A 25,405-nucleotide genomic window follows, 5' to 3' on the forward strand; every position below is an offset into this window, starting at 1 on the left:
CGCAAGCGTTCAGAAAGAAAGGGTTGAGGCGCAAAGAAAAAGAACACACGTTCAGTTAACTAGGCCGAAAAAAATGGGACCGAAATGGAGAGGAGAGCGTAGCTCTCATCACATTTCGGTCCCATTTTATTTCGGGCGAAAGCGGGATTCCCAAGGGCCTCGTCCTTGGGCGGGGTCAAGGGGCAGCGCCCCTTGCAGGGGTGCGGGGACAGAGTCCCCGCCCAGCCAGCGCAAAAGCCTGCTGTTTTGCTATGATTCAGATCTGATTAAAGAGGTTGACATGGCTTGATTGACGCGCAATATCCGCTCGTACTTCACTGAAATTGAAATGGACCTGCGCCTCTGCGGGAGTAGGGGTGTTATCTACTGTAGTGAGAGCTGCGGTGGAGTGGAAAGGAGAGATGTGTGCAGACACAGGTATTAATTATTGGTGGCGGCGTGACTGGCACAGGCATAGCGCGAGACTTGGCTCTTCGTGGTGTGGACTGTGTGCTGGCCGAGGCTCTGGACATCAATGCTGGGGCATCGGGAGGCAACCACGGGCTGCTGCACTCAGGCGGGCGGTACGCATGTACTGATCCTGAGGCTGCGGCGGAGTGCCGTAGCGAGGGCGAGATCCTGAAACGGCTTGCACCGCACTGCATTGAGAAGACCGGCGGTATTTTTGCTGCTGTGGAGGGTGACGACGAACAGTACGCTGCGGACTTTGGTTCCTACTGCGAGAAGGCAGGCCTGCCTGCCCGCCAGCTGGACCCGAAGGAAGCGCGTGAGATGGAGCCAGTTCTTTCTGACCGTGTTTTTGCAGCATGGGAAGTGGAAGACGCCTCTGTTGATCCGTTCCGCCTTGCTCTGGATAACATGGCCCACGCTGTGAGTCTGGGAGCGCGATTCCTGCGCCGGACGCGAGTTGTTGGCTTTGAGAAAGAGGGTGGACGTGTCACGGCTGCCAAGCTGGTTGAAACCCGCACGGGCCGTGAACTGACCATTGAGGCAGACGTCATTGTCAATGCTGCTGGAGCATGGGCAGGCGAAATTGCGGCAAAGGTTGGCGGAGAGCTGAATATGCTGTTCTCCAAAGGCACGCTGCTGATTACGCATTCGCGCATGGCAAACCGGGTCATCAACCGCCTGCGTAAGCCGGGCGACGGCGATATTCTTGTCCCGGGTGGAACTGTTTCCATCCTTGGTACAACGTCTGTTCGCCTTGAGAACCTTGATGATATTCGTCCTTCTATTGAAGAAGTTGACCGCAATATCAATCAGATGGCGGCGCTGATTCCTTCTCTGGAAACGACGCGTTACGTCCGTGCATATGCTGGTGTTCGTCCGCTGGTTATGAGCCGAGGCGCAACAAGCGACCGTACAGTCAGCCGTGGCTTCACGCTCGATGGCCATGAAGAAGACGGTCTTGAAAATTTCATTACGATTACGAGTGGCAAGCTCACGACGTATCGTTTGATGGCAGAGCGCACCTCTGATCTCGTTTGCGAGCGCCTTGGTGTTTCCGCTCCCTGCCTGACCAGAACCGAAGCATTGCCAGAAGCTTCTGAGTGCCGCTGGACCGAGCCGGGAGTTGCTCCCAAGATTTGGCTCAAGGGTCACGAGCGGGACGATCAGCTCCTGTGCGAGTGCGAAATGGTACCGACTTCTGCTGTTGACCAGATCATTGATTCCTTTGCTCCGGGCAAAGACGCCCCGCGTATGGAAGCTGTTGCACGCCGAAGCCGTGTGGGTAAGGGCAGCTGCCAGGGTGCAACCTGTGGCCTTCGTCTTGCTGGCCATATGTACGACCGTGGCGTGTTTAATGGTCCGGAAGACCTCGATAGCCTCCGTGATTTTGTTGCGGAACGCTGGCGTGGCAAGCGCTCCATTCTGTGGGGACCCCAGCTGAATCAGGCTGAATTGCAGGAAGCAATCCATTGCGGCCTGTTTGATCTTGAACTCAATTCCGCAGCAGTGAAAGGCGAGGAGGACGACAATGCCCGATAGAAGCGAACGGCATTTTGACGTCATGGTGATTGGTGCTGGCATGGCTGGCATGGCCGCCTCTATTTTTGCTGCTGACCGTGGTCTCAAGGTTGCACAGGCAGGCGTTACAGGCGAGAGCGTGTATACCAGTGGTGTCATGGACATCATGGGCGTGCACCCGGTTGCTGACGCCCATGTCTGGGGTAATCCCTTTGACGCCATGAAGGCAGTTGCCAAAGATATTCCTGGTCATCCGTACGCCAAGCTTACAGAGAGCGATGTGCGTGACTCCTTTAAAGAATTCCTTGGATTCTTTGAAGAGCTGGGCATCCACTATTGCCATGAAAAGGACGCCAATAGCGATGTCCTGACCGCAATGGGAACATTGAAACACACCTACGCTGTGCCCGAAACCATGTGGGCAGGAACAGTGCTTCGCAAGAAGAAAGCACCATGCCTGTTCGTTGGGTTCCGTGGCCTCAAGGGATTCAGCCCCAAACAGATTGCCTCGGTTCAGGGCAAGTTCTGGCCGGGCCTGAAAGCCGCTGTTGTTGAGTTCCCGGGCTGCGAAGAAAAGGGTGAAATTTATCCTCAGCAGATGGCTCAGGCTCTGGAATTTGAGGGCAACCGTGAGGCGCTCGTAGAGCGCATCCGTCCGCACCTCGCTGATGCTGCTGGCGTGGGTATCCCCGCGATTGTCGGCATCTACCATTGCCGCGAGATTCTTGCTGACCTCGCTGAGCGCCTTGGCGTGCCGGTGTTTGAGATTCCGTCTCTGCCGCCGAGCGTTCCGGGCCTGCGTATTAAGGAAGCTTTTGACCGCCACATCGAAGATCGTGGTGTGACTGCTTTCCGTCAGAAGAATGTGCTTTCTGCCCGCTATGATGCTGCTGAGAAAGAGTTTGTGCTGGAAGTTGGCTTTGGTGCAGTGGAATATACCCTGCGTACAAAGGCTGTCATTCTTGGTACAGGCCGTTTCCTTGGCGGTGGCCTGTTCGCTGCTCGAAAAGGCATTGAGGAGACGGTGTTTGGTTTGCCCGTGTCCCAGCCAGAAGAGCGTGACGCATGGCACCAGAAAGACTTTATGAATCCGGCAGGACATCCTGTGAACCGAAGTGGTCTGGAAACTGACGAACAGTTCCGTCCGCTTGGTGCAGAGGGTTCTGCTGCTTATGCACGACTGTATGCCTGCGGCTCGGTGCTGGCTCATCAGGACTGGATGCGCGAAAAGTGCGGATGCGGTCTTGCTCTGGCTTCGGCATTTAAGGCTGTAGACAGTCTGGCTGCTGATTTGAAGGCAGACAAATAAAAGAGAGCCAGCGAGTGCTGGCGCAAAGGTTCGTGCGGGCTGTGTCCCGCAATCAACAAAGGCGAAAAGGGTGCGGCGCTCCGGATGGAGCGCCGCTTTCTTTTTGGAAAAGAGAAAGGTCGCTAGAGCGCTGTGAGTTCGATTTTTCCCCATGCGGTGAGTGTCTGGCCGCACTGGGCAAAAATGCCTTCGATGCCGTTCTGCTCCCAGGCCTGAGCCTGCTCTGTCACGTGGCGCAGGTCCTTGCGTTCCTGAACCATGTTGCAAAGGGCGGTGGCGGCTGCATCGGCAAGGCTGGCGTCCCTGGAACGGACGACAACGAGGTCTCCGTGCCCAAGGCTGAGGGAGTGACCAATCTTGGCAGAGGAGGCACAGAGCGCGACGGGAAAGTCTTCTGCGCCAAGAGAGAGACCAATGCGGGCCTCGTGCGTGGGGTCTGAGAGAATGGCACAGGTGCGGGGGCGGTTTGAGTACATGAAGACATCGCCGCCGTTTTCGACGAGCACGTTTGCGCTGTGCTCGTGCAGACGCTCTGCAACCATTTGGGAGACCGTCCCGGCAACAGCAGCCATTGGGCCAACGCCGCAGATGGTGCCTGCGTGGGCCATGCGCTGAATGATTTCCGGAGCATGCTCAGGAACCGTCACAGGGACGAGGCTGTGCAGGAAATCTGGATGCAGGGTAAACCAGGCCTTGAGCTGGCCGCGAAGTTCATCGACGCATTCAAGGGCGAGCTGGGACATGTTGTGTTCTGCAAGGATGAGGAGGTCAGTTTCTTCGACAACGGTCTGGAACTGGACTTCTCCTGTTCGGGCCTGAATGCCGGAGCGGTAGGCGCGGTGTGCGCTGCTGTGTGGGGAATGGGTGCTCATGCGGTCATGATGCCGCTCGGTCTGGCTTTTCGTCAAGAGAAGGGCGGGGAGGGTGTACGCTCCAAACGAAAAAAGCCTTCATCTTTCGATGAAGGCTTTGATTTCTGGCTCCCCGGCACGGACTTGAACCGCGAACCTAGTGGTTAACAGCCACCCGCTCTGCCGATTGAGCTACCGGGGAATGTTTGTGACGTCATGTGCCGTCGAGAAAAGTGTCTAAGGAGATTCCTTCTCCGGGTCAAGCAAAAAAATAAAAAAAGTGAAAAAAAGTTGTCATGGCAGGTATTTTTGACCAAAAAAGGGGAAACTGCCTCAGTTTTTGTCGGCTCCATGACGAAAAAGAATGAGAACACATTTTTATCAGCTTGTGAAGGCGGAGAAAAAAGAGAGGAGGGGAGAAGAAAAAAGTATGAAAAAATATGTAGGTGGAAAACTGAGGGGGCGGGCGTGACTGTCGCTGAAAATGAAAAAAGCCCTCATCTTTCGATGAAGGCTTTGATTTCTGGCTCCCCGGCACGGACTTGAACCGCGAACCTAGTGGTTAACAGCCACCCGCTCTGCCGATTGAGCTACCGGGGAATGTTTCGACGTGTGTTGACGTCGTGGAGGAGTTATTAGGGATTTCAGAAACCTCCGTCAAGAAAAAATTCCAAAAAAATGCAAAAAAGTTTAAAAGTGCACTGAGGGGGTGAGGTATGGTTTCTTGACGACAGGCTCCATTATGAATAAACCTCACAGGTTCTTTCCCGATGAATGTCTTGGCTAGTTGGAGAATGTATCTTGAGCAACTCAGGCAATAAGCCTCAGCAAAAGCAAATAAAGCTTCCCGTAAAGTCCCCCTTCGTTGACTATTTCCAGCCGATGCTGCGCGCAATGCAGGATCGTGGTGAACTCAACGAAGTTCTGAAAAACCGAGTCGGCAAGGCCTGCACCCTTCTGGACGCAGGTGTCAAACTCTTCCCGAATACTTTCCGCAGGGATACAAAAATCGAAACCATTCTTGAAAAATATGATGGTCTCGAAACTGAAGCCCTTGAAAAAGTTGAAGAACAGTTTGCTATTGCTGGCCGAATCGTCGCACACCGATCCTTTGGTAAGGTGACCTTCTTCCAGTTGCAGGATGTGTCTGGCCGCATGCAGGTCTACGCAGCCCGTGACGAGATGGGTGCAGACGACTACCAGATTTTTAAAAAGTACGACGTTGGCGATATCGTTGGCGTGCGTGGCGGCCTGTTCCGCACCAAGACTGGCGAACTCACTGTTATGGCCAAGTCTGTGATGCTGATCACCAAGTCCATGCGTCCTCTGCCAGAAAAATATCATGGCCTCAAAGACGTCGAGACTCGTTACCGCCAGCGCTATGTTGACCTGATCGTGAACGAGCGCTCCCGGCAGATTTTCGAAACCCGTGCGAAGATTGTTCGTGCGTTCCGTGACTTCATGCACGACCATGATTTCATGGAAGTCGAAACTCCCATGATGCAGTCCATCCCCGGTGGTGCAACTGCAAAGCCTTTTGAAACCTACCACAATGCACTCGACATGCAGCTCTTTATGCGTATCGCTCCTGAGCTGTACCTCAAGCGCCTTTTGGTTGGCGGTTTTGAAAAGGTTTTCGAAATCAACCGTAACTTCCGTAATGAAGGCATCGATACCCAGCACAATCCTGAATTCACCATGTGCGAGTTCTACTGGGCCTACGCCAACTTTCATGATCTCATGGACTTTACGGAGCAGCTCTTTGCGCACATCGCAATGGAAGCCTGCGGCACCACCAAGGTGACGTATCAGGATCAGATCATCGATCTGACTCCCGGCACCTGGAAGCGTGTTGATTTCTACAGCTCTCTCGAAGAAATCGGTGGCATCCCCAAGGATGTGTACACGGATTACGACAAGGCTGTTGCCCTCGTGAAAAAAGAGGGTGAAAAAGTTATTGATGATGAAAAGCTGGGCAAAATTCAGGCAAAGCTTTTCGATATTTTTGTTGAGCCAAAACTCATCCAGCCTCACTTCATTTATGGCTACCCAACGGAAATTTCTCCGCTGTCCCGCCGTAATGATGAAGACCCGACCGTCACGGACCGCTATGAGCTGTTCATGACTGGTTGTGAGCTGGCGAATGCGTTCTCCGAGCTGAACGACCCTGTCGACCAGCGTGGCCGCTTTGAAGAGCAGGTCAAGGAAAAGGACGCAGGCGATGAAGAGGCTCACTGCATGGACGACGACTACGTGCGTGCCCTTGAGTACGGTATGCCTCCGGCAGCTGGTCAGGGTGTTGGCATTGACCGTTTGGCAATGCTGCTCACTGATTCTCCGAGCATTCGCGAAGTCATCCTCTTCCCGCTTCTGCGTCGCGAGGTGAATGCCGGCTCATGAGTTTTGAATCATTTGTCGCCCTTAGATACCTGATTGCCCGTCGTGGTCAGGCCTTCATTTCAGTCATCTCCGTGATCTCCATCCTTGGAGTCGCGCTTGGCGTGGCTGCTTTGATTGTCGTCCTCGGGGTGATGAATGGCATGAGTACTGATATGCGGGATAAAATCCTTGGTGTGAATGCACACCTCGTGATTGCCAGCGTGGATGCAAAAATCCACAACCCCGCAGCGATCAGTGAAAAGGCTTCAGAAGTTCAGGGCGTCACTGGTGTGACGCCCTTTGTTTACTATGAAGCCATGCTGAGCACCCGGCACGGCGTTAAGGGCGTTGCCTTGCGGGGCATTGATCCGACAACGGCCTCCTCTGTGCTCAGCCTGTCCCGTGACATCTTTGAAGGAAAGCTGTCTGATCTGAACGTCCAGTCTGGCCCGCCCGGTATTATTCTCGGTTCTGAGCTTGCTGGACGTCTTGGCGTCAGAAAGGGCGCTCTGGTCAATCTGCTTTCTCCTGCGGGCAAGCGAACTGCTGCCGGATTCGTTCCGACAGTCAAAATATTCAGGGTTGTCGGTGTGTTCAAAACCGGCATGTTTGAGTATGATTCCTCGCTGGCCTACACAAGCCTGCCTGCGGCACGCGCGCTGATGAATCTGGAAGATGATGTCGTTAGCGGTTTTGAACTTCGGGTCGACGATGTTGACCGGGCTTCGGAAATTGGAAAAGAAGTGAATACCGCCATTGGTGGTTTTCCGTTCTACACGCGTTCGTGGCAGGAGATGAATGCTAATCTTTTTGCAGCACTCAAGCTGGAAAAAGTCGGCATGTCAGTTATTTTGATTATGATTGTCCTTGTTGGCTCCTTCTCTATCGTGACCACGCTGGTCATGCTGGTGATGGAAAAGACACGGGACATTGCCATTTTGATGTCTATGGGAGCAACGCGAAAAAGCATTCGCAGAATTTTCATGCTTCAGGGTATGATTATTGGTTTTGCGGGGACGGTCCTTGGCTATGCCCTTGGGCTTGGCCTGTGCTTTTTGCTCCAGCGTTACCAGTTCATTGAGCTTCCCAAGGGGATCTATTCAATGGACCATTTGCCCGTGCTTCTGGACTGGGTGGATATGACGCTTATAGGCATTTCGGCTATGGTGCTGTGCTTTGTGGCAACACTTTATCCCGCACGGCAGGCCGCACGGCTTCTGCCAGCAGAAGCGCTACGTTATGAATAAATTCCCGTTGTATGAATTGCGGGCAGTTGATAAAGACTTTGTTGGTCCCGGCGAGCAGGTCTCTGTGCTGCGGCAGCTGACTCTTTCGATTCAGGCTGGCGAGAGCATAGCGATTGTTGGTTCTTCCGGGTCTGGCAAGTCGACGCTTCTGCATCTGCTCGGGACGCTCGAATCGCCGAGCGCTGGGGAGATTTTCTTTGAGGGGCAAAACCTGACGAAGCTGGATGAGGCTGGCAAGGCCGCATTCCGTAATCGTGAGCTGGGTTTTGTTTTTCAGTTTCATCATCTGTTGCCAGAATTTTCTGCTTTGGAAAATGTTGCCATGCCGGGAATCATTTCTGGCATGAAACGCCACGACGCGCTGGAACATGCGCGTGAGGTTTTGGCACAGGTTGGGCTTGAAGCTGGGCATAACCGGCGGGTCAGTACCCTGTCTGGTGGCGAGCGGCAGCGGGCAGCTATTGCTCGTGCGCTGTTTTTGAAGCCAAAGGTACTGCTTGCTGATGAGCCGACAGGAAGTCTGGATGAGCAGAATGGAGACCGCATTGGTGACTTGCTTATAGAACTGAACTGCGACCTCGGAATGACCGTTGTCGTTGTGACGCACAATGACGTGCTTGCTCGGAAAATGAACAGACGGTTAGAACTTCGCTCTGGAGAACTTTATGAACAAGCTGATTGAGCGGGCTGTGCTTGCCTGTGCATGTCTGTTGATGCTGACGTGTGTGATCGGTGTGGGGAGGGCATGCGCTCAGGACGCTGGCGCTGTCGGAACACAAAAGATTCTTGTGCTTCCCTTTGATGTACGGGCCGATCAGGACCTTTCCTATCTGAAAGACAGTCTGCCCCAGCTTTTGAACGACAGGCTGAAATCACTCGGGTTTGAGGCAATTTCCTCGGACAAGATGCGTTCGCTTATCGACAGAAACAATGTCGAATACCTGGATGTTCAGACGGCTCGTGACCTCTCGCTGCTGGCGGGAGCAAACTACGCAGTCTATGGCAGCTTTAACCAACTCGGCGAGACACTGAGTCTCGATGTTCGGCTGGTTGAGGCCTTTGGTCTGAAACCACCCCGTCCGCTTTTTGTGGTCAAGGAAGGCATTATCAATCTTTCCAGCGCCATCGACGAGCTTGGTGACAAGATCAAGGTTGAGCTGATGCGCCGCGAGGCCATTGCGGACATTCGGGTCGAGGGAAACAAATTTTTGGAAAAAGATGTGGTGCTGATGCGCCTCCGCTCCCGCAAGGGAGACATCTATGACCCCAAGGCGCTGAACGAAGACGTGAAGCGCGTCTATGGTCTTGGATACTTCAAAGACGTTCGGGTCGACATGGACGAGTCCTCTGATGGCGTTGTCCTGACCTTTACCGTTGAAGAGCGTCCCCGTATTCAGGCCATTAGCGTTCTCGGCACAGAGGAACTCGATGCCGATGACGTGCAGGAGCTGATGTCCACCAAGATTGGCGCAGTTCTGAACCCCAAGATGCTTTCTGACGATCTCGGTAAGATCAAGGAAGAGTATCGCAAGAAAGGCTTTTATAATGCCAAGGTGTCGTACAATCTTGATGAGACTGGCCCACAGGCCCGCCTGAACATCACGGTTGACGAAGGCAACAAGCTGTACATTGAGAAAATCGCTATTGAGGGTGCTGAGCAGATCAGCGAAAGCGAGCTGAAAAGCGAGCTGGCCCTTGACGAGCGTGGTATCTTCTCATGGATTACAGGCACAGGTGTTCTGAAAGAGGACCTGCTGACCCGTGACTCTGCAGCAATTGAAGCCTACTACGGCAACCACGGCTTTATCGACGTCAAGGTCGGTCAGCCTGATGTCCGTTTTGAAGATGATGGCATTTACATCACCTTTAAGGTGGAAGAGGGCACCCGCTACAAGGTCGGCGAAGTCACCTATGATGGCGACATTCTTGATTCTGTTGACAAGCTCAAGAAGATCACCAAACTTGATGATGATTCTGCCGAAGGCGAGTACTTTAACCGCTCTGTGCTTCACAAAGATTCACAGCGCCTGACCGAGTACTATTCCAATTATGGATACGCCTACGCCGAAGCTGATTACAGCCTGAATCCTGACAAGGAGAAAGGGCTGGTTGGCGTTGCCTTCCACATGAAGAAGCGTGAAAAGATTTACATCCGCCACGTCAGCATTGAAGGCAACTCCAAGACCCGAGACAACGTTATCCGTCGTGAACTGCGACTGGCTGACGGTGATCTCTACAGTGGCTATCGCCTGCGCCGTTCCGGTCAGCGCCTTGGCTATCTGGACTACTTTGACAATGCGGACATTCAGCCTGTACCTAGCGGTGAGCCGGGTCTTATGGACCTGAAGGTCAAGGTCAAGGAAAAGAACACGGGCCGTCTCTCTGCTGGCGTTGGTTACTCCAGTGCAGACGGTGGCTTCCTGACGGGTTCCATTGAAGAGCGAAATCTCTTTGGTAAGGGCTATTACACTGGCTTTACCGGAACCATCGGCGGCTCTGATTCGCAGTACAAGATCAGCTTCACCAACCCGCATGTCTACGATTCTCCGTGGTCTGCTGGTGGTGACCTGTACCTGACCCGCGTGGACTGGGACGACTATGATCGTGACACCACTGGTGGCCGGGTTCGTGTTGGCTATCCTCTGGGCGAGTACACCACCTTTGTGTGGAACTATCGCCTTGAGCATTATGAAGTGTCCGACGTGTCTGACGACGCTGCAACCCAGATCAAAGAGGTTGAGGGCAAGCACTGGCTCAGCTCCACAACCGTTGGTCTGAAACGCCGCACCACAGACAAGCGTTTTGACCCCTCTCGTGGCTCTACCTCCAGCCTTTCTGTTGAATACGCTGGTGGCGTGCTGCTGGGTGATGACGAGTTTATTAAAGTTGTGGCCGACCACAGTCAGTATTATCCGCTGTGGTGGGGAACAACCTTCCATATTCACGGTCGTGCTGGTTACGCCTTTGAGAACGGCAGCGATGAGATTCCGGTCTTTGAGCGCTTCTATCTGGGTGGCATCAACTCGGTCCGTGGTTACAAGTCCCGCCGCATTTCCCCGGTTGACCCGGCAACAGGCGACCGCATCGGTGGTGACAAAATGGCTTTCGTGAACGTGGAATACATCTTCCCGCTCATGGAAGAGCTTGGTTTGAAGGGCGTTGTGTTCTTTGACGCTGGTGAGGTCTGGGACGATGACGAGTCCATGGATCTTGACTGGAAGAAGAGTATTGGTGGCGGTATCCGCTGGTACTCGGCTTTTGGTCCCCTGCGTCTCGAGTACGGCTATGCACTTGACGAGGTCCCGGATCAGGGCGGCAAGGGCAAGCTGGAGTTCTCAATGGGCCAGTTCTTCTAGACAAAATCGTGCATATCCGCCCCGCGCTGCCTGTGATATAAGGAAACGCGGGGCGGCTTTTTGGTCTTTTTTTGCACAAAACATTTCTCCCACAAGGAGTGAGACATGCGTAAAATTTTGCTGACAGTGATGATGGTGCTTCTGATGGCTCCTGCTGCATATGCAGCTCAGGGCAAGATCGGTATCGTGAACATGCCGAAGATCATCAAAACTTGTGAACCCGGTCAGAAAGCTCTCAAGAGCCTTCAGAGCAAGTTCAAGGGCGTTAAGGCTGACATCGACAAGAAGAAAGCCGCTCTCGACAAGATGCAGAAAGAAATGCAGAAGCAGAGCCTCGTGCTTTCTCAGGAAGCCAAGATGGACAAGGAAATGGAATTCAAGCGTAAAGTGCGTGATTTTCAGGACACCCTTGGCAACTACCAGCGCAAGGCCCGTGTGGAAGAGCAGCGCCTGTCTGAGCCTGTTGTAAAGCTCATCATGCAGACCATTCAGAAGTACGGAAAGTCCCACGGCTACTCCATGATTCTTGACGGTCAGGCTGCTGGTGTCATGTACATCGACAAAGGCGTCGACGTGACCAACACCATCATTGTTGAAGTGAACAAGGCTTCCCGCAAGAAGTAGAAGAGAAAAAGACATGCAGATCAGACTTTCTGAGCTTGCAGAAAATATGGGCCTGACCCTGAGAGGTGAGGATTGCCTCATCTCTGGGGTCGGGACCCTTGAATCTGCTGGGCCTGACGACATTACTTTTCTGGCGGACCCGAAGTACGCTCATCTGCTGGAAGCAACACAGGCCGCCGCTGTTGTTGTTTCTGAAGCTCATGCTGGCGATGTAGAGCGTGCGCTTGTGAGTGCAAGTCCCTACATGGACTTTGCCCGCATCCTGATGATGTTCAACCCGAAGCAGGGCTGCCTTGAAGGGCAGGGCGTGAGCGATCAGGCCTATGTCCATCCTTCGGTAGAACTTGGTGAAGGTGTTGACGTGTATCCCTTTGCGTTTATTGCTGATGGCGCAAAAATTGGTGCACGAACAAAAATTTTTCCGGGTGCCTACGTGGGAGAAGGTTGTGTCATCGGTGACGATTGCACCCTGTATCCCCGTTGTACCCTGATGGCTGGCACCACGCTTGGCGACCGGGTGATGATTCATCCCGGCGCAGTGCTTGGCGCTGACGGATTTGGCTACATCCCCACTGACGAGGGCCGAGTCAAGATTCCTCAGGTTGGCCGCGTTGTCCTCGAAGATGATGTCGAGATCGGCGCAAACACCACCATTGACCGGGCCATGATTGACCGGACTTTGGTTCGCACTGGCACCAAGATTGATAATCAGGTGCAGATTGCTCATAACTGCACCATCGGCGAGCACAGCACCATTGTGTCGCAGGTGGGCATTGCGGGCAGCACCACGGTTGGCAAGAACGTCATTATGGCTGGCAAGGCTGGTATCGCAGACCACATCACTATTGGTGACAACGTCATTGTTGGTCCCAAGTGTGGCGTTGCTCGCGATATTCCTGCGGGCAAGAAGATGGGTGGTCACCCGGCTGTTGATTACGGTATTTACATGCGCTCACTGACTCTGGCTCCCAAGATGCCAGACCTGTTTAAGCGCGTTCGCAAGCTTGAGAAGCAACTGGCCGCACTTGAGTCTGGCGGTCAGGGAGAAAATAATGAGTAAGGAAGAAATCAAGTCTCTTGATATTCAGGATATCATGAAGCTGTTGCCCCACAGGTACCCATTCCTGCTGGTGGACCGTGTGACCGAGATTGTGCCCAATGAGAAGATTGTTGCGTACAAGAACCTGACCTTTAATGAGCCATTTTTTCAGGGACATTTCCCTGATTTTCCTGTGATGCCTGGTGTGCTGATCTGTGAAGCAATGGCTCAGGCTGGTGGCGTGCTGTTCCACTATTCCCAGAAGACTGACAGCGATAGCCTGTTTATGTTTGCTGGTCTGGACAAGGTGCGTTTCCGCCGTCCGGTTCGTCCCGGTGATCGTCTGGACCTCGTGGTTGGCGATGTTCGCGTGCGTCGCACCATCCTGAAAATGAAAGCACAGGCGCTGGTCGATGGCGAGCTGGCCTGTGAAGCTGAAATGACTGCTGCTTTGGTCAACAAGAAGGATATCTAGCATGTCGACACAGATTCATCCTTCTGCGGTTGTTGATCCTTCCGCACAGCTTGGCAAGAATGTTACTGTTGGTCCTTACGCCATTATTGAGGCGGATACTGTGATCGGTGATGGCACCACCATTGATGCTTTTGCCCAGATCAAGCAGTACACCACAATGGGCGCCGAGAACCACATTCACTCTCATGCCCTGATTGGTGGCGATCCGCAGGATATCAAGTTCGGTGGCGAAAAGACCACTCTGGTGCTTGGCGATCGCAATATTATTCGTGAATTTACCACCATCCACCGTGGTACCCCTGAGGGGCGTGGCGAAACCAATATTGGTTCTGAGTGCATGATTATGGCGTATGCCCATGTTGCGCACGACTGCCACCTCTCTGACAATGTCATTCTGACCAACTGCGTTATGCTGGCTGGTCATGTGGATCTTGGCGTGCATGCTGTTGTTGGCGGCATGTGTGGCGTGCACCAGTTTTGCCGTATTGGCGATTATGCCTTTATCGCAGGTATGACCGGTGTGCCGAATGATGTCCCGCCATTCTGTATGGCTGCTGGTACCCGTGGCTCTCTGCGTGGTCTTAACAGCATTGGTCTTCGCCGCTCCGGCATGACCAGTGAGACCATTCGGGCCATCAAGCATGCGTACATGACGATTTTCCGCTCTGGCTATACCCGGAGTGAGGCGCTGGAAGTCATGAAGGGCGAAGAGAACAAGATTAAGGAAGTGGAATACTTCCTCGACTTTATCTCGAATAGCGAACGTGGTTGCCTCAACGACGTTTCCAAGAACTCCAAGCACGTGGACTAGGCTGAGCATGCAGATTGAGACCATTGGCATCATCGCTGGCGGCGGGCAGTTTCCGTTTCTGGTTGCTCAGGGTGCACACCGTCGCGGCCTCAAGGTCGTGGCTGTGGGCTTTTCTGACCACACAGACATGGAGCTTGCCAAAGAGACGGACGATTTTATTGAACTGCACATTGGCCAGCTCAATAAGCTGATTCGTTTTTTCAAGCGCCACGGCGTGAGCCGAATTGTTCTTGCCGGAGCGATTAACAAGCCCCGGGCACTGCACTTTAAGCCAGACCTGCGGGCTATGAAGCTGCTTTTTAAGCTGCGTTCAAAGGGCGATGATGCGATTTTGACCACTGTGGCCAAAGAGCTTGAGTCCGAAGGCTTGCAGGTTGCTTCTGCGCTGACCATTGTCCCAGATATTGGAACTCCTGCCGGAGTCATTACCCGAGGCAAACCCAATGCTCAGGAATGGGCAGACTTGCGCTATGGCTGGCCAAAAGCCAAGGCCATTGGCTCAATGGATATTGGACAGTCTCTGGTGGTGAAAAACGGAATGGTCGTTGCCGTGGAAGGTCCAGAAGGAACCGACGCCACGCTTCGCCGTTCAGGTGAGCTGGCAGGTCCGGGCTGTGTTTTGGTCAAAGTCTATAAGCCGGGGCAGGACAACCGAATGGATTTGCCTGCGGCCGGACTCCAGACTGTGCAGACCATGATTGAAACCGGGGCGAGCTGCCTTGGCATTGAGGCTGGAAACAGTCTGTTTTTTGATGCTGAGGAGGCGATTGCTCTGGCGGATAAGCACGGTATCCATATTGTTGGCCTGACCGCCGAGGAGATGGAGCAGGAATAGCCCTGTGGAGTGAGAAGAAAAAAGTGAGCCGGGATATGGAGTTTGTCCATGTCCCGGCTTTTTTGCGGAGAAAAATTCTAGGCGTAGGTCTTTCCGGCAATGCTCAGGGCGTGGAGCGGAAGGATGGTGCCTTGCTTGGCGCCGATTTTTTGGGCGTTGTCGTAGGCAAGAAAGGCGTCATAGTGCACGCCGGGGCACACCACGTGGCCGTTTTTGGGGAAGTTCTTTTCGTTGGAACAGAATCCGGGAAGGATGACAGGACCGGATGCCGTGCTTATAGTCATGGTTTGCATGCCGGGAGTGTGTCCCGGTGTGAGTTCACCGATAATTCCGGGAAGAATTTCTACGGTTCCCTCAATGGTCGTAAAGTCGATTTTTTCGATGAAAAATGTGTCGTAGCGGTGGTCGAGAGGGTGGGGATTTTTGCAGAATTCCAGCTCTTTTTTCTGCACGTAATGCGTGGCCTTGGTAAACAGTTCGTTGTTGCCGCAGTGGTCATCGTGCAGGTGCGTGTTAATCACCACAGAGATGTCGTGTGTGGCAAGGCCATAGTCTTCGAGACAGTCACTGATGGGCTGTGCGGTCAGACCTGTTTCTTCTGTAAATTTTTGTGGCACAAAGACTTCGTCTTCGTTGAGACCCGTATCAATAAGGATGTTCTGGCCGTTTCCCTGCACGAGAAAAGCGTAGATGGGCAACCAGATCGGCTTCCCATAGCCTTGCTGATAGGTCATGATCCCCTGATCGGGGTTGCGGACACCGGTAAGAAGTGGGATGACGGAATAGTGCATAGCCTAAACCCCGTTTTCTTTGTGGTGATGGGGAGTTCTGGTCTTTCTGGAACACGGGCTGCGCAGGCTGCGAACAGACGCTGGGTGCGTCGACATGCCCGGTGAACTCCCTCAAGTTTGCTGCATAAAAGAATATGACAGCCCGGACGCACGTCAAGAGTTTGCGCAGTGCTTTTGAAAATTCGGCACCAGAACAGAGCATTTGAAGTTCGCGTGGAACTGTTTTATAGAGGCACGTTGCGCGGTTCATCAACTCACACAGGAAGGCTATATGGGCCACATACTCGGATTGAAATTTAGCGACTACAGCCAGGTGTATTACTTTGAATCTGGCGCGTTTGTCGTGAACGTCAATGATTACGTCATCGTGAAAACAGACCAGGGCATGGGCCTTGGGTCTGTTGTTGTTGTGCCTGACACCCTGCCTGAGGAATTTGCTGAAGAAGAACTGAAACCTATTTTTCGGGTTGCAACTGAACACGATCTGAAAACAGCTGAAGAGAATTCCAAGCTTTCCCGCCAGGCATTGAAGTTCTGCAAGGAACGGGTCCGGGAACGCAAGCTGGAAATGAAACTTGTCGATGTCGAAGTTTTCTTCGACAGGGGCAAGATTATATTTTATTTCACCGCACCCGGGCGGGTTGATTTCCGGGAACTGGTCAAGGACCTTGTCCGGGCCTACAAAACGCGGATTGAGCTGCGTCAGATTGGTGTCCGACACGAGACCCAGATGATCGGCGCTGTTGGCAACTGCGGGCAGGTCGCCTGCTGCCGCCGCTTTATGCGAAAATTTGCTCCAGTCACCATTAAGATGGCCAAGGAACAGAACCTGTTCCTGAATCCAACGAAGATTTCGGGGATTTGTGGTCGTCTTTTGTGTTGCCTGAGTTTTGAAGAAAAGAATTATGAAGAATTTTATCGGAAGTGCCCAAAGATTGGAAAACGAATGGACACGGATGATGGAATTTTGAAAGTGCTCCGGGCCAATTTCTTCCGAGGCAGCATTGCTGTTCTCTCGGAGTTTGGCGAAGAGCGGGAATTGACGCTGGAGGAGTGGGAAGCCCTGAACCCCCGGCGCATTGATCCGCTGGAGTTGCAGCGTCGGTTGCAGGAAGCTCAGGCCCAGATGCGGTCGCATCGCGGGCGTGGTCCCCAGCATCGACCCGCTCCAAAACGGGCACCAAAGGCTCCGGAAGCCAAGGCTGAAAAGCCCGAAAGCTCTGAGCCAGAGCACGAACAGCCTGCTCCTGAAAAGCGACAGGCAGACGTGCAGGGCACTGATGCTCCCCAAAAAACTCGTCCCAGTAAAAAACGTCGCAGTGGGGGACGAGGCCGGGGAGGCTCTTCGCGCGGCGGAGAGCAGCAGGGAGAAGCGCGCCCTGATGCCCAGAAGAAATTTAAACCCCGAAAAAAGGCTCGCCGCCGTCCCAAGCCAAAGGGACCAAAGGCCGAGTAGCTGAGTGATTGAGGAGGAATCCAAGTTGAGCCAGTTTTACATCACAACTCCCATTTACTACGTCAACGCAAAGCCCCATCTGGGGCACGCATATTCCACAATTGTGGCAGACAGCGTCGCGCGTTTTCACCGGGTAATGGGTGATGAAACGTACTTCCTGACCGGAACTGACGAGCACGGCGATAAAATTGCTCAGGCTGCTGAGGCCGCAGGCCAGACCCCCAAGGAATTCGTTGACCAGATCAGTGGAATTTTCCAGAAGCTCTGGCCAAAGCTGAATATTTCCAATTCAGACTTTATTCGTACCACCCAGGATCGCCACATTAAAACCGTGCAGCGAGTCTTGCAGCAGGTGTATGACAACGGTGACATTTACAAGAGTGAATACGAAGGCCTGTACTGTTATGGCTGCGAGCAGTTCCTGACAGAAAAGGATCTCGTTGACGGCAAGTGCCCAGATCATGACAAGGCACCGACTGTCATCAAGGAAACCAACTACTTTTTCCGCATGTCCAAGTATCAGGACTGGCTGAAGCAGTACATTCTGGATCACCCGGATTTCATCCGTCCAGAGCGTTACCGCAACGAAGTGCTGTCCATGCTGGATATGGGCGTGCTGGATGACCTGTGTATCTCTCGTCCCAAGACGCGCCTGTCCTGGGGCATTGAGCTGCCTTTTGATACGGATTACGTCACCTATGTATGGTTTGATGCCCTGCTGAACTACCTGACGGCGATTGACGCTCCAGAGGGTGAGAAGTTCGGCAAATTCTGGCCTCACGCCAACCATCTGGTTGCCAAAGACATTCTGAAACCTCATGCGATTTTCTGGCCCACCATGCTCAAGGCTGCTGGTCTGGAACCGTATGAGCACCTGAATGTGCACGGCTACTGGCTGGTCAAGGACACCAAGATGTCCAAGTCCATTGGTAACGTTGTGGACCCACTGTCTATGGTCGATACCTACGGCGTGGACCCCTTCCGGTATTTCCTGATGCGCGAAATGCGCTTTGGTCGTGACGCTTCTTTTTCCGAAGACGCACTGGTTGGCCGCCTGAACGCAGACCTTGCCAATGACCTTGGCAACCTGTTCTCCCGCGTGCTGTCCATGACGCAGAAATACTTCGGTGGCGTTGTGCCGGACCCGTCCCGCAAGCATCAGGCAGAAGATCTCGAGATTCTGAGTCTCGCAACCCGTTCCTTCACAACGTTCCAGGAGCATTTCGGCAAGTTTGAGTTTGGCGAAGCCCTCGAAGGTCTGTGGGAGCTGGTGCGTGGCCTGAACAAATACGTGGACAGCACCCAGCCCTGGGCGCTGGCTAAGGCAGAAGACACCGAACGTCTTGGTAACGTTATGTACGTGATGCTTATGCTCATGCGTAAGGTTGCCCTGCACGTGTGGCCGGTTATGCCGGATACTGCCGAAAAGATGTTGCTCCAGCTGGGGCAGGGTGAATTTGCTCCCGAAAGTGTTAACCTGACGGACGAAGCAGATTCCTTTGGTCGGCTTGAGCCGGGCCTGCAGCTTGCCAAGGCATCCAATCTTTTCCCGCGTGTGGAAAAGAAAAAGGAAGAGCCGAAAGCTGCTCCCAAGAAGGAAAAGAAGAAAGAAACCAAGAAGGCTGCAAAGGCTCAGCCCGCAGAACCCGGAACCATTGAGTTCGCTGATTTCCAGAAAGTGGATATGCGCGTTGGTACCGTTGTTTCCTGCGAGCGGCATCCCGATGCTGACCGTCTGCTTTTGGTCAAGGTTGATCTTGGCGAAGAAGAGCCGCGTCAGGTTGTGGCTGGTCTTGCAGAGTTCTTTACTCCTGATGAGCTTATGGGTCGTCAGGTTGTGGTGGTGGCAAACCTTGCCCCCCGCAAACTCCGCGGCTACACGTCGCAGGGGATGATTCTCGCCGTCCGGAAGGATGGCGGTATGGAACTGTTGACTGCGTCTGGCCCTGTAAAGGGTGGCAGCAAAGTTTCCTAATTCTATTCGTTTTTGCCGGAACCGTCGTCCGGCGGTTTCGTAGGACGACATTTGACGGCGAACAGAAAAGCACAAGAAGCTGTGCTTCCGAGGTAAGCGCCTGTGGGAGCACAGCTTTTCTGCGGCCTGAGTTCAGGCCGCTTTTTTTGAGCGCCGTATTGTCTGGGCAGTGTCCAGACGTTACGGCGTTTCTTTTTGTCGACCTCTGTGCCAGTTACTGGCATATTTCAAAAGAGGTTCAGCCCGCGAAGAGGACGCATTGCCTCATTGAGAGGACTGCTGTGCATACCGTGGGAACATGGCTGGAGAAGAAACATAGAATGGAAGACTGTGGGCAGTGTGGAGCTTGCATTCCCGGGCAGAGCGTGAAAGATGGACGACTGCATTCCCGTCAGGGGCTGGCAGAGCCTTTTCGCTGGACTCTCGGAGCATGCTCCTCTATAACACCCCCAGCTTTCCGGGCGGAACGCTGCCTCCATATGTTTTTTCTCAAAAAAACGTTCCCACCCTGTGAGACAGCAGACGCATTGGTTGCCCGTCTGGGCAAAAAATGCGCAGGAAAGATAACCCGAACCATACCAACACGACATGCCTAAACGTACTGACATCAAGAAAATTATGTTGATCGGCTCTGGTCCGATCGTCATTGGTCAGGCCTGCGAGTTTGACTACTCCGGGACTCAGGCTTTGAAAGCCCTTAAAGAAGAAGGCTACGAAGTAGTTCTGGTGAACTCTAATCCTGCAACGATCATGACTGATCCAGAGCTGGCTGACCGGACGTACATTGAGCCGATTGAGCCAGAAACCGTTGCACGAATCATTGAAAAGGAGCGTCCCGACGCCTTGTTGCCCACCCTTGGTGGTCAGACCGGTCTGAACACCGCTCTGGCTGTTGCCGAGATGGGTGTGCTGGAGAAATACGGCGTTGAGCTTATTGGTGCGGCACGAGAGGTCATCGAAAAAGCCGAAAGTCGTGAACTTTTCCGCGAGGCTATGGAGCGTATTGGCCTCAAGGTTCCGGCGAGTACCATTGCTCGTAACCTTGATGATGTTCGTGATGCCACGAAGGAAATTCCTTTCCCCATCATCATTCGACCCGCATACACGCTTGGCGGCACCGGCGGTGGTGTTGCCTACAACATGGAAGACCTGCTGGAGATTTCCTCTCAGGGTCTTGCTGCCAGCCGTACGAGCGAAATCATGCTCGAACAGTCTGTTCTGGGCTGGAAAGAGTATGAGCTGGAAGTGATGCGTGACAAGAACGACAACTGCGTCATCATTTGTTCCATCGAAAACCTTGATCCCATGGGTGTCCATACCGGTGACTCCATTACGGTTGCCCCGGCCCAGACCTTGACCGATCAGGAATACCAGCACATGCGTGATGCCTCTCTGGCTATTATGCGCGAGATTGGTGTTGAAACCGGTGGTTCAAACGTGCAGTTTGGCCTGAATCCTGAAAACGGCGAACTGGTTGTCATTGAGATGAACCCCCGTGTGTCCCGTTCTTCTGCACTGGCTTCCAAGGCAACAGGCTTCCCTATTGCCAAGATCGCAGCCAAGCTTGCAGTCGGCTACACACTGGACGAAATCCCTAACGACATCACCCGTGAGACAATGGCCTCCTTTGAGCCGACCATTGACTACGTTGTGACCAAGATTCCCCGTCTGACCTTTGAGAAGTTCCCGGGTACCGAGGACGTTCTGACAACGGCCATGAAGAGCGTTGGTGAAGCCATGAGCATTGGCCGAACCTTCAAGGAATCCCTCCAGAAGGGCCTGCGTTCTCTGGAGATCGGAATGCCCGGCCTTGGCAAGGACTTCCTCCAGCAGTGCCCAGACAAGGACGACATCCTTGCCAAACTGCGCAAGCCCAACTCCAAGCGTATCTTTGCTCTGCGTCACGCCATCCAGTGCGGACTCACTGACGAAGAAATCTTTGAGGCCTCTCACATTGACCCCTGGTTTATTCGCCAGATTCGGGACATTGTTGAGGTTGAGGGCGAGCTGAAATCCTTTAGCCTCGGTGCAACCCTGTCCGCAGAGAATACAGAAGTCTGCGACATGCTCCGCAAGGCCAAGGAATACGGCTTCTCTGACGTCCAGCTCGCCAAGCTCTGGAAGCTGGAAGAATCTGATGTTCGCCGCCTGCGCAAGGCTGCTGGTATTGAGCCGACATTCTATCTGGTTGATACCTGCGCTGCTGAGTTTGAGGCGTACACCCCATATTTTTACTCCACCTATGAGCAGGGTGAAGAACTTAAGGCTGCCGAGGGCAAGAAAGTCATGATCCTCGGTGGTGGCCCAAACCGTATTGGTCAGGGCATTGAGTTTGACTACTGCTGTGTTCACGCATCCTACGCCCTGCGCGAAGAGAACGTGACCTCCATTATGGTGAACTCCAATCCGGAAACTGTTTCCACTGACTATGATACGTCTGACCGACTCTACTTTGAGCCGCTGACCTTTGAAGACGTCATGAACATTGTGGAAATGGAAAAGCCGGATGGCGTCATCATTCAGTTTGGTGGACAGACCCCGCTGAACCTTGCTGTTCCGCTGCTGCGTGCCGGAGTCAATATCCTTGGCACGCATCCTGATTCCATTGACCGCGCCGAAGACCGTGAGCGTTTTGGTGCATTGCTCAAAAAGCTTGGCCTGCGTCAGCCCGACAACGGCACAGCCATGAGCGTTGACGAAGCCGTGGAAGAAGCCGCAATCGTTGGCTACCCGGTTGTTGTCCGCCCCAGTTACGTTCTGGGCGGCCGCGCAATGGAAATCGTGTATGACGAGGAAGGCCTCAGGAATTACTTTGCACACGAAGTGCAGGCTGTTCCCGAACATCCTATCCTCATTGACAAGTTCCTTGAAAACGCTGTCGAAGTTGACGTCGATGCCCTGTCTGACGGGGAAGACGTCTACGTCGCAGGCATCATGGAGCACATCGAGGAAGCAGGCATTCACTCTGGCGACTCCGCCTGTGTGATTCCGCCCATTACTCTTGGTCACCTGATTGTTGAAGAAATCAGACGCCAGACCGTTGCTCTTGCCAAGGAGCTGAAGGTTGTTGGCCTGATGAACATTCAGTTCGCCGTGAAAGAGGGCGCTATCTACATCCTCGAGGTGAACCCACGTGCCAGCCGTACGGCACCGTTTGTGTCCAAGGCCACTGGCGTTCCGCTGCCAAAACTCGCAACCAAGGTTCTGCTTGGTGCCAAGGTGAAGGATCTCGACCCCTGGAGCATGCGCAAGGGTGGGTACATCGCTGTCAAAGAAAGCGTGTTCCCGTTCAATCGTTTCCCAGGTGTAGACATTCTGCTTGGACCAGAAATGCGTTCCACAGGCGAAGTTATGGGTGTGGATACCTCCTTTGGCATGGCATTCCTCAAGGGTCAGCTCGCAGGCGGGCAGAACCTTCCGACCTCTGGCCGAGTCTTCATCTCTGTGAATGACGCGGACAAGGAAGGCATTCTGGACGTTGCTGCAACCTTTAAGCAGCTGGGCTTTACCATTCTGGCAACGCACGGCACGGCAAAGTTCTTTGCCCGCCGAGGTGTTGAGACTGAGACCGTCTACAAAGTGTACGAAGGTCGTCCCAACGTCGTTGACCGCATCAAGAATGGCGAAGTTGACCTTGTCATCAACACGGCTTCGGGCAAAAAGACGGCTGGCGACTCCACTGTGATTCGTCAGAACACGCTGCTGTACGGTGTTCCGTACACCACCACCGTCGCTGGTGCCCGCGCAATGGCATACGCCCTTCGTGATTTGAAGGAACGTGAGCCGGGCGTGAGAAGCCTTCAGGAATATTACAGCGATTAAGCTTACTCCAACTGGCCGTACAAAGCGGCAACAGCAAGGAAATGAAAAAAGAATACTGCGGACTGTTTGGTATTTACGGACACCCCGAGGCTGCTCGGATGAGCTATTTTGGTCTTTTCGCGCAGCAGCACCGTGGTCAGGAAAGTGCCGGCATTGTCTCTTGGGATGGTGAAAAACTTTGTGAGCAGAAAGGCATGGGCCTTGTTGCCGAAGTTTTTGAAGAAGCCCACCTTGGCGACCATCTCAAGGGTGACATTGCCATCGGTCATATTCGCTATTCCACGACCGGAGCCTCCCAGTTGCTGAACGCACAGCCTTTTACTGTGCGTTTTGGTGACACGAAGCTGGCCCTTGCACACAACGGCAATCTGGTGAATGCGCACGAGCTGCGTACAGAGCTGGAACACATGGGAACCATCTTTCAGACCTCTATGGACTCTGAGGTCATCGTGCACCTCATTGCCCGAGGCATGAATCAGGATGGTCTCTGTATCGAAGACGCTGTGGCGCAGGCCTGCCGCCGTATCAAGGGAGCATTCTCGCTTTTGATTCTCGCCAACGACAAGCTTATTGCCGTGAAGGACCCGCTGGGGATTCGTCCTCTGGCCCTTGGCCGCATGAATGACTGCTATGTCCTGGCTTCCGAAACCTGCGCCTTTGATCTGCTTGAGGCAGATTTCATGCGCGCACTCCGTCCGGGTGAGATGTTCATTCTGGACCGGGGCGGACGCCAGCGCAGTGTGCAGTATGTTGACGAACAGAAGAAAAAGCAGTGCATTTTCGAGCTGATTTACTTTGCACGGCCGGATTCTGACATCTTTGGTCAGAACGTCTATGAATGCCGCCGCGCAATGGGTATGGCTCTGGCAAACGAAGCTCCTGTGGATGCTGATTTTGTTATGCCATTCCCGGATTCGGGAAACTACGCAGCCGTGGGCTATGCTCAGGCTTCCGGACTTCCCTTTGAGCAGTGCATGATTCGGAACCACTACGTGGGCCGAACCTTTATTCAGCCTTCACAGGACATGCGTGATCTGTCGACCCGCATGAAGCTGAACCCTGTGCGAAGCATGGTAAAGGGCAAACGCATTGTGGTGGTTGAAGATTCCATTGTTCGCGGAACGACCATTCGCACTCGCGTCAAGCGGCTGCGTGAACTTGGTGCCGCAGAGATCCACATGCGTGTGGCCTGCCCGGCGATCAAGTTCCCGTGCTACTACGGAATCGACTTTTCCAGCAAAGGCGAGCTGATTGCAGCAAACCACTCTGTGGAAGACATCGCCCGCTTTATTGGTCTGGAAAGCCTCCATTACCTGTCTATTGACGGGCTGCTGTCCTCCGTGGAATACCCAAAGGACTTCTGCCTCGCCTGCTTCGATGGAAATTATCCAATCCAGCCCTGCAAGGGCGCTGGAAAGATGTGTATGGAGTAGGCTGACTTTAACCTCAGGTTTTGAATATATGACACCCAAAGCACAGGAACGTGACTGGCTGACCCTTGGTCGGGAGACTCTCGACATCGAAATTGAAGGGTTGCGCCGGGTACGTGACAGGCTGAACGGGAGTTTCATTCAGGCGCTTGAAATTATGGGTGGCTGCACAGGTCGTGTGGTTGTTACAGGCATCGGCAAGTCCGGGCTTGTTGGCCGCAAGATCGCAGCCACTCTTTCGAGCACTGGAACCCCCTCCTTTTTTTTGCATCCTGTTGAGGGCGCTCACGGCGACCTTGGGATGCTTCGCTCCGAAGATGTGGTGCTGGCACTCTCCAACTCTGGAGAGACAGATGAGCTGAACGCCATCTTGCCCGCGCTGCGCACTCTTGGACTCAAGGTTGTTGGCATTACAGGAAATCTCCAGTCGACTCTGGCGTCTCTTTCTGATGTGGCTCTCGACAGCGGTGTCGAGCGCGAAGCCTGCCCCCTTGGTCTTGCTCCCACAGCCAGCACAACCGCCCAGCTCGCCCTTGGTGATGCTCTGGCCTCCTGCCTGGTCACGTGGAACCGTTTTGAAAAAGATGATTTTGCCCAGCGCCACCCCGGTGGTTCTCTTGGGCAGCGCCTGCGGGCCTGCGTGCAGCATTTGATGCATGTGGACGATCTGCCGACGGCCGATCATACGCTTCCCTTTGCCGAGGCATTGGTTGCGCTTGATGCTGGCGGACTTGGCGCACTTGCCATTACAGACGCTTCTGGCGTTTTGCATGGCATTTTGACTGACGGTGACGTGCGCAGAATGCTGTGCAGCGGAACTCCAGACATGAACGTCGCGGTGGAAGATGTGATGACATCAGAGCCGCTTTGTGTACGTCCTGACGTGACGGCTGCCGAAGTTCTTGATATTATGGAGACTCGCGAAGTGACCGTTATCCCCGTGGTGGACAGTGAGAAAAAGCTTGTTGGTATGGTCCACCTCCATGATCTGCTTGGTAAGGGACGCCTCAAGTTCTCTGCCTAGCATGACCTCAGGA

19 protein-coding genes and 2 tRNA genes are annotated in these 25,405 nt (G+C 53.6%); 17 read left to right on the forward strand and 4 right to left on the reverse strand.

Features of this window, described 5'->3' with window-relative positions; genetic code table 11:
* Positions 1 to 405 precede the first annotated feature (405 nt).
* Both glpA and glpB read left to right on the forward strand, forming a co-directional pair.
* Complete coding sequence (glpA, locus tag B5D23_RS10460) at positions 406 to 1,989, forward strand: anaerobic glycerol-3-phosphate dehydrogenase subunit GlpA (RefSeq protein WP_078685400.1); 1,584 nt, start codon at positions 406 to 408, stop codon at positions 1,987 to 1,989.
* On the forward strand, positions 1,979 to 3,277 hold the full coding sequence (glpB, locus tag B5D23_RS10465) for a glycerol-3-phosphate dehydrogenase subunit GlpB (RefSeq protein ID WP_078685401.1): 1,299 nt from the start codon (positions 1,979 to 1,981) through the stop codon (positions 3,275 to 3,277). Before glpA ends, glpB begins: the two co-directional genes overlap by 11 nt.
* Before the next feature lie 122 nt (positions 3,278 to 3,399).
* Here the strand turns inward: glpB and B5D23_RS10470 are convergent, their stop codons facing one another.
* Positions 3,400 to 4,149 (reverse strand): UPF0280 family protein, encoded by a 750-nt coding sequence (locus B5D23_RS10470; protein WP_078685577.1) that lies wholly within the window; start codon positions 4,147 to 4,149, stop codon positions 3,400 to 3,402.
* A 105-nt stretch (positions 4,150 to 4,254) separates the two neighbouring features.
* Positions 4,255 to 4,330, reverse strand: a tRNA-Asn gene (locus B5D23_RS10475).
* Positions 4,331 to 4,344: 14 nt separating this feature from the next.
* Here B5D23_RS10475 and B5D23_RS10480 point away from each other — a divergent pair.
* Entirely contained in the window at positions 4,345 to 4,674 is a 330-nt protein-coding gene (locus B5D23_RS10480) for a hypothetical protein (RefSeq protein WP_078685402.1), read from the forward strand.
* Here B5D23_RS10480 and B5D23_RS10485 read toward each other — a convergent pair.
* A tRNA-Asn gene (locus B5D23_RS10485) sits at positions 4,653 to 4,728 on the reverse strand. The genes B5D23_RS10480 and B5D23_RS10485 overlap by 22 nt on opposite strands.
* A 282-nt stretch (positions 4,729 to 5,010) precedes the next feature.
* Here B5D23_RS10485 and lysS point away from each other — a divergent pair.
* The 9 genes from lysS to B5D23_RS10530 all read left to right on the forward strand — a co-directional run bounded on the left by lysS (position 5,011) and on the right by B5D23_RS10530 (position 14,894).
* Positions 5,011 to 6,528: a lysine--tRNA ligase gene (gene lysS / locus B5D23_RS10490; protein WP_078685578.1), complete on the forward strand. Its 1,518-nt coding sequence runs from the start codon at positions 5,011 to 5,013 to the stop codon at positions 6,526 to 6,528.
* Positions 6,525 to 7,754, forward strand: coding sequence for a lipoprotein-releasing ABC transporter permease subunit (locus tag B5D23_RS10495; RefSeq protein ID WP_078685403.1), 1,230 nt, complete (start codon positions 6,525 to 6,527; stop codon positions 7,752 to 7,754). Before lysS ends, B5D23_RS10495 begins: the two co-directional genes overlap by 4 nt.
* Positions 7,747 to 8,436: an ABC transporter ATP-binding protein gene (locus B5D23_RS10500; protein ID WP_078685404.1), complete on the forward strand. Its 690-nt coding sequence runs from the start codon at positions 7,747 to 7,749 to the stop codon at positions 8,434 to 8,436. The genes B5D23_RS10495 and B5D23_RS10500 overlap by 8 nt, the downstream gene beginning before the upstream one ends.
* On the forward strand, positions 8,420 to 11,110 hold the full coding sequence (gene bamA, locus B5D23_RS10505) for an outer membrane protein assembly factor BamA (protein ID WP_078685405.1): 2,691 nt from the start codon (positions 8,420 to 8,422) through the stop codon (positions 11,108 to 11,110). The genes B5D23_RS10500 and bamA overlap by 17 nt, the downstream gene beginning before the upstream one ends.
* A gap of 105 nt (positions 11,111 to 11,215) precedes the next feature.
* Positions 11,216 to 11,734 carry an OmpH/Skp family outer membrane protein gene (locus B5D23_RS10510; RefSeq protein ID WP_078685406.1) on the forward strand — a complete coding sequence of 173 codons (519 nt, stop codon included), beginning with the start codon at positions 11,216 to 11,218 and terminating at the stop codon, positions 11,732 to 11,734.
* 13 nt (positions 11,735 to 11,747) lie between these two features.
* Positions 11,748 to 12,794: a UDP-3-O-(3-hydroxymyristoyl)glucosamine N-acyltransferase gene (lpxD, locus tag B5D23_RS10515; protein WP_078685407.1), complete on the forward strand. Its 1,047-nt coding sequence runs from the start codon at positions 11,748 to 11,750 to the stop codon at positions 12,792 to 12,794.
* Positions 12,787 to 13,248 (forward strand): 3-hydroxyacyl-ACP dehydratase FabZ, encoded by a 462-nt coding sequence (fabZ, locus tag B5D23_RS10520; RefSeq protein WP_078685408.1) that lies wholly within the window; start codon positions 12,787 to 12,789, stop codon positions 13,246 to 13,248. Before lpxD ends, fabZ begins: the two co-directional genes overlap by 8 nt.
* Before the next feature lies 1 nt (position 13,249).
* A complete protein-coding gene (gene lpxA, locus B5D23_RS10525) occupies positions 13,250 to 14,059 on the forward strand; it encodes an acyl-ACP--UDP-N-acetylglucosamine O-acyltransferase (RefSeq protein WP_078685409.1) in 810 nt (269 codons plus the stop codon).
* Positions 14,060 to 14,066: 7 nt separating this feature from the next.
* Complete coding sequence (locus B5D23_RS10530; RefSeq protein ID WP_078685410.1) at positions 14,067 to 14,894, forward strand: LpxI family protein; 828 nt, start codon at positions 14,067 to 14,069, stop codon at positions 14,892 to 14,894.
* A gap of 77 nt (positions 14,895 to 14,971) precedes the next feature.
* On the opposite strand, the gene B5D23_RS10535 is transcribed toward B5D23_RS10530, so the two are convergent.
* The gene (locus B5D23_RS10535) at positions 14,972 to 15,685 is read right to left on the reverse strand and encodes an N-acyl homoserine lactonase family protein (RefSeq protein WP_078685411.1); all 714 of its coding nucleotides are present in this window, start codon (positions 15,683 to 15,685) and stop codon (positions 14,972 to 14,974) included.
* A gap of 271 nt (positions 15,686 to 15,956) precedes the next feature.
* Here B5D23_RS10535 and ricT point away from each other — a divergent pair, with 271 nt between their 5' ends.
* The 5 genes from ricT (at position 15,957) to B5D23_RS10565 (ending at position 25,392) form a co-directional block, all read left to right on the forward strand.
* Entirely contained in the window at positions 15,957 to 17,141 is a 1,185-nt protein-coding gene (gene ricT / locus B5D23_RS10540; RefSeq protein ID WP_078685412.1) for a PSP1 domain-containing protein, read from the forward strand.
* 25 nt (positions 17,142 to 17,166) lie between these two features.
* A complete protein-coding gene (gene metG, locus B5D23_RS10545) occupies positions 17,167 to 19,116 on the forward strand; it encodes a methionine--tRNA ligase (RefSeq protein WP_078685413.1) in 1,950 nt (649 codons plus the stop codon).
* Between the two features lie 588 nt (positions 19,117 to 19,704).
* Complete coding sequence (gene carB / locus B5D23_RS10555) at positions 19,705 to 22,938, forward strand: carbamoyl-phosphate synthase large subunit (RefSeq protein ID WP_078685415.1); 3,234 nt, start codon at positions 19,705 to 19,707, stop codon at positions 22,936 to 22,938.
* A gap of 41 nt (positions 22,939 to 22,979) precedes the next feature.
* On the forward strand, positions 22,980 to 24,371 hold the full coding sequence (gene purF, locus B5D23_RS10560; RefSeq protein WP_078685416.1) for an amidophosphoribosyltransferase: 1,392 nt from the start codon (positions 22,980 to 22,982) through the stop codon (positions 24,369 to 24,371).
* A 28-nt stretch (positions 24,372 to 24,399) separates the two neighbouring features.
* The gene (locus B5D23_RS10565; protein ID WP_078685417.1) at positions 24,400 to 25,392 is read left to right on the forward strand and encodes a KpsF/GutQ family sugar-phosphate isomerase; all 993 of its coding nucleotides are present in this window, start codon (positions 24,400 to 24,402) and stop codon (positions 25,390 to 25,392) included.
* Positions 25,393 to 25,405: the final 13 nt, after the last annotated feature.

Origin of the sequence: Desulfobaculum bizertense DSM 18034 (assembly GCF_900167065.1) — a bacterium.
In the GTDB taxonomy this organism is placed as follows: Bacteria; Desulfobacterota; Desulfovibrionia; order Desulfovibrionales; family Desulfovibrionaceae; genus Desulfobaculum; species Desulfobaculum bizertense.

Excerpts from the sequence above, each read along its gene's own strand:
- glpB (WP_078685401.1), top strand. The coding sequence starts at position 1,979 with ATGCCCGATAGAAGCGAACGGCATTTTGACGTCATGGTGATTGGTGCT.
- B5D23_RS10470 (WP_078685577.1), bottom strand. The coding sequence starts at position 4,149 with ATGAGCACCCATTCCCCACACAGCAGCGCACACCGCGCCTACCGCTCC.
- B5D23_RS10480 (WP_078685402.1), top strand. The coding sequence starts at position 4,345 with ATGTGCCGTCGAGAAAAGTGTCTAAGGAGATTCCTTCTCCGGGTCAAG.
- lysS (WP_078685578.1), top strand. The coding sequence starts at position 5,011 with ATGCTGCGCGCAATGCAGGATCGTGGTGAACTCAACGAAGTTCTGAAA.
- B5D23_RS10495 (WP_078685403.1), top strand. The coding sequence starts at position 6,525 with ATGAGTTTTGAATCATTTGTCGCCCTTAGATACCTGATTGCCCGTCGT.
- B5D23_RS10500 (WP_078685404.1), top strand. The coding sequence starts at position 7,747 with ATGAATAAATTCCCGTTGTATGAATTGCGGGCAGTTGATAAAGACTTT.
- bamA (WP_078685405.1), top strand. The coding sequence starts at position 8,420 with ATGAACAAGCTGATTGAGCGGGCTGTGCTTGCCTGTGCATGTCTGTTG.
- B5D23_RS10510 (WP_078685406.1), top strand. The coding sequence starts at position 11,216 with ATGCGTAAAATTTTGCTGACAGTGATGATGGTGCTTCTGATGGCTCCT.
- lpxD (WP_078685407.1), top strand. The coding sequence starts at position 11,748 with ATGCAGATCAGACTTTCTGAGCTTGCAGAAAATATGGGCCTGACCCTG.
- fabZ (WP_078685408.1), top strand. The coding sequence starts at position 12,787 with ATGAGTAAGGAAGAAATCAAGTCTCTTGATATTCAGGATATCATGAAG.
- lpxA (WP_078685409.1), top strand. The coding sequence starts at position 13,250 with ATGTCGACACAGATTCATCCTTCTGCGGTTGTTGATCCTTCCGCACAG.
- B5D23_RS10530 (WP_078685410.1), top strand. The coding sequence starts at position 14,067 with ATGCAGATTGAGACCATTGGCATCATCGCTGGCGGCGGGCAGTTTCCG.
- B5D23_RS10535 (WP_078685411.1), bottom strand. The coding sequence starts at position 15,685 with ATGCACTATTCCGTCATCCCACTTCTTACCGGTGTCCGCAACCCCGAT.
- ricT (WP_078685412.1), top strand. The coding sequence starts at position 15,957 with ATGGGCCACATACTCGGATTGAAATTTAGCGACTACAGCCAGGTGTAT.
- carB (WP_078685415.1), top strand. The coding sequence starts at position 19,705 with ATGCCTAAACGTACTGACATCAAGAAAATTATGTTGATCGGCTCTGGT.
- purF (WP_078685416.1), top strand. The coding sequence starts at position 22,980 with ATGAAAAAAGAATACTGCGGACTGTTTGGTATTTACGGACACCCCGAG.
- B5D23_RS10565 (WP_078685417.1), top strand. The coding sequence starts at position 24,400 with ATGACACCCAAAGCACAGGAACGTGACTGGCTGACCCTTGGTCGGGAG.